Genomic DNA, 12,025 nt, shown 5'->3' on the forward strand with positions numbered 1-12,025 from the left:
ATCAAGTTGATGAGGGCCTTTTTTTGAATCTTTGCTGAAAGTATCGATATCAATCAATATCTGCGTGTTTGCTCTTGTATTTAGAACGGATATTCTCTTGGTTTTGTTTGTACAGAAATCCACTTGGTTACTGTAAATTCATCAACAATCCAAGGATTACCGAAACGTCCAACACCACTATCCCGCATACCCCCAAATGGAGCCCTTGGTTCATCATTCACGGTTTGGTCATTTAGATGGGTCATGCCAAACTCAATATGAAGGGCATATTCACGTGCTCGGTCCAAATCACCGGCAAAAATTGCCGAACTTAATCCGTAAATAGTATGATTTGCAAATTCAATTGCTTCATCATCAGAGGACGCCTTGATAAGGGGAACGATTGGACCGAATAATTCTGTTTGGGCTAGTTCACTGTTATTTTCTACATTGCCGAAAATTGTTGGCGTAAGGACATTGCCGATTAACTCTCCATTCAATAACACTTCAGTTCCTTGAGCCTTCGCTTTAGAAATATTTTGTAAGGAGAAATCAATTTGTTTTTTGTTAATTATTGGTCCGATGATTACCTCATGATTTCGGGGATCACCGTATTTTAATGATTTTACACGTTCGACAAATTTTTCGGCAAATTGGTCGTAAAGGTCTTCATGAACAATAATTCGATTTGTAATCATGCAGATTTGACCTTGGTGGAGGAATTTCCCGAATACCGCCGCCTTTACAGCCTGATCCAGATCGGCGTCAGACAAGACAACAAACGGGGCATTTCCGCCAAGTTCCAGAGCGACCCGCTTAAATAATCCTCCTGCCACTGTACCAATATGACGGCCCACTTCCGTCGAGCCAGTAAAGCTCACAAGGCGAACAACTGGGTGCTCGACCATCATATCACCAATAATTGAAGTTTTTGTTAGGACACTTTGGAACACACCGGCAGGTATCCCGCCTTCTTCAAAAGCTTTTGCAATTAACGAACCCGAGGATAAGCTCACTTGTAGATCTGCTTTATGAACTACTGTATTTCCTAATGCAAGAGCTGGTGCTATCGTTCGCATTGACAAATATAATGGAAAGTTGAAGGGTGCTATGGAAGAAACAACACCTAAAGGTAAGCGGTGGATTTCATTTATTTTATTTGGCACAACAGATTGTTCAGTACGAACTTCATGTACTTGATTAATTGTAGTAAGCGCTTCTTGAAGGACGCCGACGGTACTGCCATATTCTACATTTGCCTTGATGAAGCTGCTGCCGGACTCGACAATTAGCAGCTCTATGATTTCATCTTTATTACTTTCAAAGAAGCTGATTGCCTTTTCAATAACACTTCTGCGTAAATCGGGTGATTTTCCCCATTCTTTTTGAGCTTTATGAGCGTTCTCAAATGACTGGTTGACTTGTTCTTTTGAGGCCATTTGTATGGTAGCCAGTAGAGTGTCATCAAAAGGGTTTGTAATATCAAAATTTTTCCCTGAATCACCATCAACCCATTGTCCATTTATATAGCTTTTATTTAATGTGGTGAATTGGTTCATTTACATTCCTCCAAAGAATTGCCAGTATGAATCATTCATAATTGGATGATACTTATTTAGATTGCTCATTAATTCCTTGATTATGAATGTTTTTATTGTTAATTAATACATATGCAATGTACGAATATCCGCTTTCGATTAGAAAACACTAATCGAAAGGAGGATTGAGGTCGATGAAAACAAAAATTGCTGTTTCTGTGCTGTTGGTTTTCAGTACGATTGCACTTGGAAAGATCTTGACGGAACCTCCGGAAGGTGAAATGGCAAGTGCGGAGCAGGTTGCCCCATCCTATGCAAAATGGGGAAGAGTTGCCATGAAAAATGTGATGGCCAAATATCCAACCGCGGATATAATTGACTATTTGCATATCGGAAGAGAAGTGGGAAGTGTCACATCTGTTGAAAAATTCAAGCTTTGGCTAAAAAAAGAAGACAGTAGTGAATTTGGCGTCTTTGTCGATATTACATTTAATAACCAAACCGAAGAAATTGTAGATATTAAATATACGGAAACAAACCAATAAAATTTTAAGGAGAGGTGCGAATTTTGCACCTCTCTTATTTATCCACCTCAATCTTGAATATATATGAGCTATCCCCGCTTGTCTCCGTATCGTCTTTTTCCCATATTGCGTAGTAGTTAAAAATGTAGACTCCGGCTGTTTTAGGAGCCTTAAATTGGTTGTCCTTATTTAAAGGTATCTCCTCGTCTTGCTCGGACTCCACATTTGTCATCGCGAGGGTTTGTTGAGAAGGTTGGCGCTTTGGGAGGAGGGAGATTGTTTTATTAACCGGAACCTTTATTGGCTCGATATTTTCAGCAATTTCAATGGGAGAAGCAAGACTCAAACATTCCGCTGAATTTTCATTCCTCCAACAGTAAGACCCTTGTTCGGTAGAGTAGGTTGAATCCTCAATTTCCAATTCCACGGTAGGGGGAAGGAGATGATGGTGGGAAATCCCATTTGATGGTTCCAATTGTGCTCCATTGGAACAACCCGAAACTAATAATAAGAGAATTAAAGAAAACAAGGATTTATACAAATTTCCAGCTCCCTTCCCTTTTCAATATTCTTTTACGCTTAAAATCAAGCGGATATGATGATGCTTTGCAATTGTTTTGGGAATTTTCGTTTTATTTGAGTAATTATTCCATCATAATCGTCTATAGAGATAAGGTGGTGAAAATTGTTGGCTTTTGATTTTGAATAGGAGTATGAGTTACATAATGGTCGTATTTATCAATACATATATTTTTTGGTAGGAAAAACGGAAATAGCAGAAGATTTGACACAAGAAACGTTTATGAAAGCATTTAAGCAGAGACATACATTTAGACGAGATTCTAGTGCATTGACTTGGCTGATGAAAATTGCACGAAACCTAGCTTATGACCATTATCGGAGGAAGAAAATCATCTCTTTTTTCCCTTTTACGAAAGTGCATGAAGTAAAAGAAACAACGTATGTACCTGAAAAATGGTTGGTACAACATGAGGAGTCAAGAATTCTATATAGGGCACTTCAGCAACTGAGCTTTGATTACAGGGAAGCCATAGTTTTACGAAAAATAGAAGGATTTTCTATAAAAGAGACAGCCAGAATATTAAGTTGGAACGAGACAAAAGTAAAAAACTCTACTGAGCGTGGGATAAAGGCATTAAGAAAAATTTTAATGGAAGGGGGAGATCATCATGAATCTTGATGAACAATTACGAAATCTTACACGAGCAGAACGTTCAACTAGTGAAAAAGAAAAAACACTGCAACTTATTCAATCGAAGCTTGAAAAAAATAGAAGGAAATCCAGTTGGTCCTATGGAATCGTATTAGTAAGTATGTGTACTGTGTTTCTCTTTTTATTATTAACGAGTACTGCCACTTTCCCCATAAATGAAGTCGAGAACACGTCTGCTCCATTTGGGGAGATAGATGAACAAACTACGATTGAAAAAGTGTTTGTATTAGAAAATACCAATCCTCAAAGCAATCTAAACTTGAAATCAATCTTTTATCCTTTAAAAGAATCAACTGCAGAAAGTGAATCTTTTGATGAAATTTTTCAAATCTTACACAAAGCCAAAGAACATGCGGTCCCGTGGGATGGTACGATTTTTGATGAAAACTCAGGGAAGGATTTCCATTTTCAGTTTTCTAATGATAAGGAGCTGTATGTAAAACTAAATACCGAGCAGACAAAGGTATTAATTGACCCTTATGCAAAAATGAAATACGTTCTAGCAAATGAAGAATGGAAGGTATTAAATTTATTTTATTATGAGACTGCTGAAAATCAGCCATGGTCAACAACTAAAAAAGTAATTTTGGCTTCCGCGTTTATATTGTTCATTGGAAGTGGAATCGTCTTTCAAAGGCTAGAAAAAAAGTCATTAAAAACAAGAACAGAGTCAGAGGACAACCAAAAATCATACCCATTTTTAAAGGGGACTATTAGTATTATAGGAGTCCTTTCTTATGTCATAAAATATCTTATCCAAAAACAACCGATACTTTGGAATTACAAAATGATTCAATGGTCAATATGTATAAGTTTTCTTGTGTTTCTTGTATTCTTCATTTGATTCAATAGATTGAAAAGAAGAGGTGAACCAATTGGCTTTACTTTATAAAGAATACGGTGATAACCAGGCTTCACTGATGGTTTTTTTACATGGAGGCGGAGTTAGTGATTGGATGTGGGATCAACAAATTCAATACTTTTCTCATTATCACTGTATTGTTCCCATCCTGCCCGAACATGGGTTGAATAATCATGAAATTCATTTCTCTATTAAAGGTAGTGCGGAAGAAGTAATACGACTAATCGAAGAAAAATCTAATGGAAAAAAGATAATTTTAATTGGCTTTTCCTTAGGATCCCAAGTCATCATTCAAATCTTGAGCATGAAACCTAATTTAATTGATACTGCCATCATAAACAGTGCGTTGGTGCGACCGATGGCATACGCGAAACATTTAATAAACCCCCTTATCAAACTTTCGATGCCATTCGTTACAAATAGGTTTTTTTCCAAACTACAGGCCAAAACCTTGTACATAGATGAAGAGTATTTTGAAAGATACTATGAAGAAAGTGTCCAAGTAAAATTTGACGCTATGATTAGAATATTGAAAGAAAACATGGCATTTGAAATACCTGAGGAGTTTAGAAAGGCTAATTCCAAGATTTTGGTTACTGTTGGTGAAAAAGAAAAGGCGATTATGAAAAAGTCTGCAAAAGATATTGTGGCAGCTAATTCAAATTCTACAGGGATCATTCTACCTAATATCGGTCATGGAGTGCCTATGGCGATGCCGACCTTTTTTAATGGATTGGTTGAAGAATGGTTAGAGGAAGGCAGACTACCAAAGCACTGTAAATTGGTTAATCGATAATTTGTAAAATGTGATAAAAAATAATAAAATAATAAAGTTTATAAAGGCACTTTAAACAGCTTAAACAAGTTTAAAGTGCCGTTCTATTATTCTCTTATTTGCCCATTTCCGAAAACAAAGTATTTTGTTGATGTTAATGCAGGTAACCCCATTGGGCCACGAGCATGCAGCTTCTGGGTACTAATCCCAATCTCTGCACCGTAGCCATATTCAAAGCCATCTGTAAATCTTGTAGAAGCATTGTGATAAACGGCTGCTGCATCCACACTATTCAGGAAGGTGTTGGCTGCCGCAATATCTTCCGTAACGATGGATTCGGAGTGGTTTGTGCCATATTGATTAATATGTTCAATTGCTTCGTAGACACTTTCAACAACCTTCACACTCAATGTTAAGCTCAGAAACTCTGTTGCATAATCGTCATCGGTAGCTAGTGTTGCAGACGGGGATACTCTGCATACATGCTCGTCTCCAATAATCTTAATACCTTGTCCTTCCAAATCCTTTAAAAGCTTACCACCGTGCTGCGAAAACCAATTGCGTTGAATGAGCAGACTTTCTGCAGCATTACAAACAGAAGGCCGTTGTGTTTTTGCGTTAAGAATGATTTTTAACGCCATTTCATAATCTGCACTCCCATCCACAAAGACATGGCAATTACCGGCACCAGTTTCTAATACAGGAACAGAGGCTTCACTTACAACCAAGTCAATTAGACCTTTTCCGCCCCGAGGGATTAAGACATCCAAGTATTCTTTTAAATGGAATAATTCCTTTGCCGTTTCGTGACTCGTATCTTCTATTAATTGCACGGAGTCCAGTGGAAGGGAAGTGTGCTCCAATGCACGGTGAATTGTTTCAACAAGTACAAGATTTGAGAATTTGGCTGAAGAGCTTCCACGTAAAATCACGGCATTTCCGGTTTTTAAGCTGAGTGTAGCTGCATCGATTGTTACATTTGGGCGTGCCTCATAGATCATTCCAATAACACCGATTGGAACCCGGCGTTTCTCTATCAGAAGTCCATTTTCTTTGGTTGTATTCTCCAATAGCTCGCCTACAGGATCTTTTAGTTTGATAAGTTGATGAATCCCTTCTGCCATTGATCGGATACGGGCTTCATTTAACATAATCCGGTCAAGTGTAGAATCTGTTAAACCTTTTGCTTTCCCGGCATCTAAATCTTTTTTATTTTCTTCTATTATCGCAATATGATCTATTAATAATTGATCAGCAATTTTTTCAAGCGCTTCATTCTTTTCAATGGTAGTTTTGGTATTCAAGATGTAGCTTGCTTTTTTAGCCAGTTTGCCTTTATGGCGAACTTCACTTTCGGTTGTAATTCCAGTCATATATATCCTCCTAAGTAAGATTATTTTTTCGCAAGTATTTATACTTTGACCCACCGATCTCGATGAATCACTTCTATTGAAGTGGTGACAATTTCATTTGTCCGCTTCCCAAGTGCAAGCGCAAGTTCATCACTGGAATATAGCACTTCTCCACGGCCTAGCAACTCCGTTTCGCTATAAACTTCAACGACGTCCCCTTTGTAAAAGGCACCCTCTAATTTATATATCCCTGCAGGAAGCAAGCTTTTTCCTTTAAGTAAAATTGCCTCAGCCGCTCCTTTGTCGATGTACAGTTTTCCAGAAACTTCAGTAAATGAAATCCATTGTTTCGGATTGGGAAGGGGGGAGTTTTGATCATTTCCGATATAAGTACCATCACCTAGTCCTTGTAGTATATCGATTAACTTTCTTTCTCCCTCTCCCTTGCCAATGAAGACTTTGACACCAGCTTGCAGGGCAGTTCGGGCAGCCAGTAATTTAGACTGCATGCCTCCTGTACCGACTTTGGAACTTGAACCAGCTGCGACTTTCAACGAATCTTCCGTAATAGTCGTTAGATACTGAATTTGTTTGGCATTCGGATTTTTAGGGTTGTGGTCATATAGACCATTGATATCCGTTAAGATGATCAGGTGGTCTGCGTGAATAAGCCCACTGACTAAAGCTGACAACATGTCATTGTCTCCAAATGTCAATTCGGAAACGGAAACAGTGTCATTTTCATTGATAATGGGAATAATGTCTCGTTCCAAAAGTTCCGTGAAGGTCGCATAGGCATTTTTATAGCGATCCTTTTTTGAAAAGTCTGTACGCGTAAGAAGTATCTGTGCTGTTATGATTTGATGCTTACTAAAAAGCTCAGAATAATATTGAATGAGTAAGCTTTGGCCTACTGCAGCCGCTGCTTGTCTGCCTTTTAATGTAACAGGCCGTGATGGGTAGCCTAACCTTCGAAAGCCGGCAGCTACTGCTCCTGATGAAACAAGCAAAACATCGTGGCCATCCTGCTTTAATGCGGCAAGTGCCGAAATATGATCGCAAAGCTTGTCATGGTCAATTTCGCCTTTGGAGTTGGTAAGGGAGCTGCTTCCTATTTTAACGACAATACGTTTCTTTTCCACGAAAGTTCCTCCTATAAGTTTTGTTGGCAACACTTAAAAGTGATTGCTTTAAATAGGGGTTACACTCATTAAAAATACAAAAAGCCCTTTTCACCCCATTGATTAGGGCGAAAAAGGCTACTTTTCCGTGGTACCACCTAGATTGGAATGCAAAAAGCAATTCCCACTTGTGCTCATAACGCTTGAGTCTGCGTCTAGTTTTGCTAGAGGCTGGCGAAGTAGGTTCAGTAATCCTTTTTGTACGATGTCTTTCAGCCGGTGAACATCGCTCTCTTGCCAATAGGGTTTAACTTACTAGTCTTCGTTGGGCTAATTAATATTGAATCTAATATGCAATAATTTTGCAAAATTGTCAATAAGTTAAATGAAAGTTCTGAATTTTATTCCATCCAAAAAAAGAGACATCGGGAATACCGATGTCTCCGGTAATATTAAGCTACCAATGTTAATTTTGTATAAGAAAGAATCGCTGGTGATTCGATTGTTTCTAAAACCATCAAAGCTTCTTCTTTTGTCTCAAATTCAAAAATGCGATAAGTTTTTTCCTCAAAAATTGTTACTACCCACATGTCGGGTCGCCTCCTAGTGTTTTGTTTTTATTTATTCTGAATGAACGCTGCAATCTGGTTAATCAAAATGTCGATGAATTAAGAGTTAATTGGTATAGGATAAAATGGCGGAGCTTTTTAATCCCTCCAGGGCAAGATTTGCTTGCTTTTCGCTTTCATACTCAAACATACGATACGTGTTATTCTCAAATACAGTGATTACCCACATGATAGGATCTCCTCCATTTAATAGATTTATATGTTATATAACAGAACGCTTTTATTAATGTTAACCGGTTGTTGTTATATATCAACTTGATTTCATTTTACACCTATAAATGGGAAAAGAAAATAGCTAGTGAAACATTTCACATATTGTTCATATTGAGTACGGTTTCATGAAATTTTGGCAAATTATCCATGGAAAATTCGGTATAAAAATAAAAAGGAGGGTAGAAGTATATTTTTGAAAGTCCCATTGCTCAACGTTAACTGCTTGCATAGACTTAGTTGATGGGGAATAGGAGGTTTTGAGTCTAAGAGTTAAAGAGTTTCTTGGCAAAAAGGAAAAAGAGCTCGACATTAAAGTCCAACTCCTTACAAGGTTTTTAATTCATCCCTGCCCATTCTTCTCTTAATAGTCCCATACGAATCGAGTCATAGTATTGTCCATTAAAAAAGCGAACCTTACGAATACGGGCCTCTAGAGTCATGCCGAGTTTTTCGCCTACTCGAATCATGCGATCATTTCCTGACCATGTGGTAAAGCCTACCCGTACAAGTGGCATTGTGGAAAATAGATGATCAATCCACAATTTCATGGCCCGTGTACCCAGACCTTTTCCCCAAGAAGGTGACTCATGGAAAACAATTCCCATTTCAAGCCATTTAGAAGGTTCATGCTCCCAATAATATGAAATAGTGCCCCGAACTTCACCGTCTACTTCAATAGCCCAGAACTGATCATTATTTATTAAAGATTTACTTTTCGGCTGAAATTCTCCATAGGTCATCGTCTGATGGGGGTAGTAGGGTGCGTCCCATTTTTTCCATTCAGGCTGGTCTTCACTATACATTAGTTCCCAAAGTCTTGGTAAATCGCATTCTTTGATAGGGCGGATTGTTAAATGATTATCTGTATACATGGTTAACCTCTCTTCGTTAGTAAATGGTCAGCTATTAGATTGAAAAGAGCTTTCTTGCAGATCACTTTTCAATCACTTTTTTATTTTTATTCATACTCATCACAACCTTCCACAGAGTTAAGTCTATTATAATCAGAAGTTTCTAGTATTTCCATGGATTTCCAGATGAGCCGATTATTCTTTATATTTGCTTTCAAGATGAAAACAGATTATATTATTGAGGGGTCAATGATTGATGGCTCAAAGATCAAGTAGCAGAAATGGAATTTAAACGTGGGACTGGGAGGGATTCGGATGAAGTTCACAATTTCAGAACAGGAAGAACTGTTGTTTCTTTTTAAAACCCTTAATAACCAACTCGGTCCAAAATTTGAGAGAAATACCAACTTTAGCTTATCCCGCTTTGAGCTTTTGTATCAGCTAGTGCAGTATGATGAAATTTCGCAATCTCGACTACAGAAAATTATTAATATCGATCATGCCGCAATTACGCGCCATCTAAAGCAATTGGAAGCGGATGAGTTAGTATCCAGACGACGAAATCCTACTGATAACCGTGAAACAATCGTTCATTTAACAGATGAGGGCTACAAACAAATCATGAACTGTCAGCAGGATAAATCAAGTTTCGCTAATCAAATGTTTCTACAATTCAGTGATGAAGAATTACAAAGTTTAATGGATATGCTTAAACGTATCCAAGAGAATATTAGGTGATGCCATAACCAAGGGTACACCCAAAAAATTGTAGTTAAACAAATAATAGATTTAAAGTAAGGAGCTTCTATAGATGAAAGATTATTTAGTAAGAGCAGTAGGATATAATGGAGAAGTTCGTGCATTTGCTGCACGCACAACAGAAACGGTAGGAGAAGCACAAAAAAGACATAACACATGGCCGGTTGTTTCAGCGGCGCTTGGTCGTTCTATGACTGCAAGTGTAATGATGGGTGCGATGCTCAAAGGTGAAGACAAAATTACCGTAAAGGTAGAAGGAAATGGCCCAATTGGTGCAATGGTCATTGACGCAGATGCAAATGGAAATGTCCGTGGCTTCGTATCTAATGGACAAGTTCATTTTGATCTGAATGAACACGGAAAATTGGATGTTCGGGCTGGCGTAGGAAATGAAGGGTTCTTATCTGTTGTAAAAGATTTAGGAATGAAAGAGATGTTCTCAAGCCAGGTACCAATTGTTTCTGGCGAAATTGCTGAAGACTTTACCTATTACTTCGCTACTAGTGAACAGGTGCCTTCATCAGTTGGGTTAGGGGTTCTCGTTAATCCCGATAACACAATTTTGGCAGCAGGCGGGTTTATTATTCAGTTAATGCCTGGTTGTTCGGAGGAAACAATTGCAGCATTAGAAAAGCATCTGGCAACAATCGAACCCGTTTCGAAAATGATTGAAAAAGGGATGACACCGGAAGAAATTTTGGCAGCAGTCCTGGGTGATGAAGGAAACGTACAAATTCTGAATACAATGCCGGTACAGTTCCAATGTACATGCTCCAAAGACCGTTATAGCCGTGCTCTAATGGGATTAGGTGTGAATGAATTGGAAGAAATCATCGAAGAAGAAGGCAATATTGAAACACAATGCCACTTTTGTTTAGAGACATATGATTTCACTGAAGCTGAATTGCAAGGCTTGGTAAATGAAATTAAAACTCAATTAAATTAATATCTAAGACCTGTTTCAAATTCTGCGTAGTTTGAAACAGGTTTTATTTATGGTTAATATTAGGGGGGATGGTAAATAATATATCTAGCATATTTTATGAGAAAGGAGACTAGTACCTCTTGAAAAAAGTAATTTTTCTGGTTTTCGTTGTTAGTTTTCTGCTAGTAGGTTGTTCGGTCTTTACGACACAAGATTCTACTGAACCAGATCATCAAGATCAAATGATTGAAGTAGCGAAGCAAGAGAACGAAAAAATTGATGAAGTAAAGAGTAAGCTAGAACCAGAAATTATCATCGAAAATCTCACCATTCCTTGGACGATTGAAAAAATGGGAGATGTCATTTACTTGTCTGAAAGAACAGGCGGCATTGTAAAGATTCAAAACGGAGAAGCAGTGAGGCAGGAAGTTAACCTTGAAAAGAATTTATCTGCAGCAGCGGAAGCAGGCCTTTTAGGCTTTGTTCTGGCTCCGGATTTCGAAGAGACCAGATCGGCTTTTGCTTATTACACTTATAATGATAGTTCTGGTCAATTTAATCGGATTGTTATATTACAATTGCAAGATGATACTTGGAAGGAAGAAAAAGTTTTACTGGATAAAATACCAAGCGGACGTGTTCATCATGGAGGCCGTCTTGAGATAGGGCCGGATGATAAGCTTTATGCAACAGCAGGCGATGCGCTTGAATCGTCCATTGCACAGGATGTGAATTCATTGGGCGGGAAAATCTTGAGGATGAATTTGGATGGGTCCATCCCGACAGATAACCCCATTTCAAACTCTTATGTCTATAGTTTCGGTCATCGTAATCCTCAAGGGATTGCATGGTCTGATGATGGTACAATGTATGCAAGTGAACATGGAAACGATGCAAATGATGAAATTAATAGAATAGAGGCAGGCAAAAATTATGGCTGGCCCATTATTGAGGGAAGCGAGAAACGGGAAGGCTTGGTTTCTCCACTTTTCACATCGGGACCAAATAAAACTTGGGCTCCTTCAGGAATTTCATACTATCAAGGGAAATTGTATGTTGCAGCTCTAAGAGGGCAGGCAGTTCTGGAATTTGATTTGACTACCAAGGAGTCGCGAGAGCTAATTACAAATCTAGGCAGAATTCGAGATGTATATGTGGACGGTTCATCTTTGTATTTTATTAGCAATAATACTGATGGACGAGGCACGGCTTCTGCTAATGATGATAAGTTATACCGTCTCCAGCTCCCAAAATAATTGTTGT

Annotated in this window: 13 protein-coding genes and 1 pseudogene; 7 read left to right on the top strand and 7 right to left on the bottom strand. The window is 38.3% G+C overall.

The window, feature by feature from the left end; translation table 11 throughout:
• Positions 1-80 precede the first annotated feature (80 nt).
• The gene (locus QYB95_RS07845) at positions 81-1,538 is read right to left on the bottom strand and encodes an aldehyde dehydrogenase family protein (RefSeq protein ID WP_301137754.1); all 1,458 of its coding nucleotides are present in this window, start codon (positions 1,536-1,538) and stop codon (positions 81-83) included.
• A gap of 173 nt (positions 1,539-1,711) precedes the next feature.
• On the opposite strand from QYB95_RS07845, the gene QYB95_RS07850 reads away from it, so the two are divergent.
• Positions 1,712-2,062, top strand: a complete 351-nt coding sequence (locus QYB95_RS07850) for a DUF3889 domain-containing protein (protein ID WP_301137755.1) — start codon at positions 1,712-1,714, stop codon at positions 2,060-2,062.
• 34 nt (positions 2,063-2,096) lie between these two features.
• On the opposite strand, the gene QYB95_RS07855 is transcribed toward QYB95_RS07850, so the two are convergent.
• Complete coding sequence (locus tag QYB95_RS07855) at positions 2,097-2,582, bottom strand: hypothetical protein (protein ID WP_301137756.1); 486 nt, start codon at positions 2,580-2,582, stop codon at positions 2,097-2,099.
• 183 nt (positions 2,583-2,765) lie between these two features.
• Between QYB95_RS07855 and QYB95_RS07860 the strand changes: the two are divergent.
• The 3 genes and pseudogenes from QYB95_RS07860 to QYB95_RS07870 form a co-directional block, all read left to right on the top strand.
• Positions 2,766-3,242 (top strand): annotated as a pseudogene (locus QYB95_RS07860) (RNA polymerase sigma factor); the annotation flags it as partial.
• A complete protein-coding gene (locus QYB95_RS07865) occupies positions 3,232-4,119 on the top strand; it encodes a hypothetical protein (RefSeq protein ID WP_301137757.1) in 888 nt (295 codons plus the stop codon). The pseudogene QYB95_RS07860 and the gene QYB95_RS07865, both read left to right, overlap by 11 nt.
• 31 nt (positions 4,120-4,150) lie before the next feature.
• The gene (locus QYB95_RS07870; protein ID WP_301137758.1) at positions 4,151-4,933 is read left to right on the top strand and encodes an alpha/beta fold hydrolase; all 783 of its coding nucleotides are present in this window, start codon (positions 4,151-4,153) and stop codon (positions 4,931-4,933) included.
• 86 nt (positions 4,934-5,019) lie between these two features.
• Here the strand turns inward: QYB95_RS07870 and QYB95_RS07875 are convergent, their stop codons facing one another.
• The 5 genes from QYB95_RS07875 to QYB95_RS07895 form a co-directional block, all read right to left on the bottom strand.
• Positions 5,020-6,285, bottom strand: a complete 1,266-nt coding sequence (locus tag QYB95_RS07875) for a glutamate-5-semialdehyde dehydrogenase (protein WP_301137759.1) — start codon at positions 6,283-6,285, stop codon at positions 5,020-5,022.
• Positions 6,286-6,323: 38 nt separating this feature from the next.
• Positions 6,324-7,406, bottom strand: a complete 1,083-nt coding sequence (proB, locus tag QYB95_RS07880) for a glutamate 5-kinase (RefSeq protein ID WP_301137760.1) — start codon at positions 7,404-7,406, stop codon at positions 6,324-6,326.
• A gap of 431 nt (positions 7,407-7,837) precedes the next feature.
• On the bottom strand, positions 7,838-7,975 hold the full coding sequence (locus QYB95_RS07885; RefSeq protein ID WP_301137761.1) for a hypothetical protein: 138 nt from the start codon (positions 7,973-7,975) through the stop codon (positions 7,838-7,840).
• Between the two features lie 85 nt (positions 7,976-8,060).
• Entirely contained in the window at positions 8,061-8,183 is a 123-nt protein-coding gene (locus QYB95_RS07890) for a hypothetical protein (protein ID WP_301137762.1), read from the bottom strand.
• 379 nt (positions 8,184-8,562) lie between these two features.
• Positions 8,563-9,099, bottom strand: a complete 537-nt coding sequence (locus QYB95_RS07895; protein ID WP_301137764.1) for a GNAT family N-acetyltransferase — start codon at positions 9,097-9,099, stop codon at positions 8,563-8,565.
• A gap of 294 nt (positions 9,100-9,393) precedes the next feature.
• Between QYB95_RS07895 and QYB95_RS07900 the strand changes: the two genes are divergently transcribed.
• From QYB95_RS07900 to QYB95_RS07910, 3 genes are all read left to right on the top strand, one after another.
• On the top strand, positions 9,394-9,816 hold the full coding sequence (locus QYB95_RS07900; RefSeq protein WP_301137765.1) for a MarR family winged helix-turn-helix transcriptional regulator: 423 nt from the start codon (positions 9,394-9,396) through the stop codon (positions 9,814-9,816).
• Positions 9,817-9,889: 73 nt separating this feature from the next.
• The gene (gene hslO, locus QYB95_RS07905) at positions 9,890-10,783 is read left to right on the top strand and encodes an Hsp33 family molecular chaperone HslO (protein ID WP_301137766.1); all 894 of its coding nucleotides are present in this window, start codon (positions 9,890-9,892) and stop codon (positions 10,781-10,783) included.
• A gap of 119 nt (positions 10,784-10,902) precedes the next feature.
• Positions 10,903-12,018: a PQQ-dependent sugar dehydrogenase gene (locus QYB95_RS07910; protein ID WP_301137768.1), complete on the top strand. Its 1,116-nt coding sequence runs from the start codon at positions 10,903-10,905 to the stop codon at positions 12,016-12,018.
• The last annotated feature ends 7 nt before the right edge of the window (positions 12,019-12,025 follow it).

This window comes from Ureibacillus aquaedulcis (assembly GCF_030418165.1).
Classification (GTDB): domain Bacteria; phylum Bacillota; class Bacilli; order Bacillales_A; family Planococcaceae; genus Ureibacillus; species Ureibacillus aquaedulcis.

What these genes read in the sequence shown, in the direction of transcription:
- QYB95_RS07845 (WP_301137754.1), bottom strand. Translation starts at nt 1,538, where the DNA reads ATGAACCAATTCACCACATTAAATAAAAGCTATATAAATGGACAATGG.
- QYB95_RS07865 (WP_301137757.1), top strand. Translation starts at nt 3,232, where the DNA reads ATGAATCTTGATGAACAATTACGAAATCTTACACGAGCAGAACGTTCA.
- QYB95_RS07885 (WP_301137761.1), bottom strand. Translation starts at nt 7,975, where the DNA reads ATGTGGGTAGTAACAATTTTTGAGGAAAAAACTTATCGCATTTTTGAA.
- QYB95_RS07850 (WP_301137755.1), top strand. Translation starts at nt 1,712, where the DNA reads ATGAAAACAAAAATTGCTGTTTCTGTGCTGTTGGTTTTCAGTACGATT.
- QYB95_RS07875 (WP_301137759.1), bottom strand. Translation starts at nt 6,285, where the DNA reads ATGACTGGAATTACAACCGAAAGTGAAGTTCGCCATAAAGGCAAACTG.
- QYB95_RS07895 (WP_301137764.1), bottom strand. Translation starts at nt 9,099, where the DNA reads ATGTATACAGATAATCATTTAACAATCCGCCCTATCAAAGAATGCGAT.
- QYB95_RS07890 (WP_301137762.1), bottom strand. Translation starts at nt 8,183, where the DNA reads ATGTGGGTAATCACTGTATTTGAGAATAACACGTATCGTATGTTTGAG.
- hslO (WP_301137766.1), top strand. Translation starts at nt 9,890, where the DNA reads ATGAAAGATTATTTAGTAAGAGCAGTAGGATATAATGGAGAAGTTCGT.
- QYB95_RS07900 (WP_301137765.1), top strand. Translation starts at nt 9,394, where the DNA reads ATGAAGTTCACAATTTCAGAACAGGAAGAACTGTTGTTTCTTTTTAAA.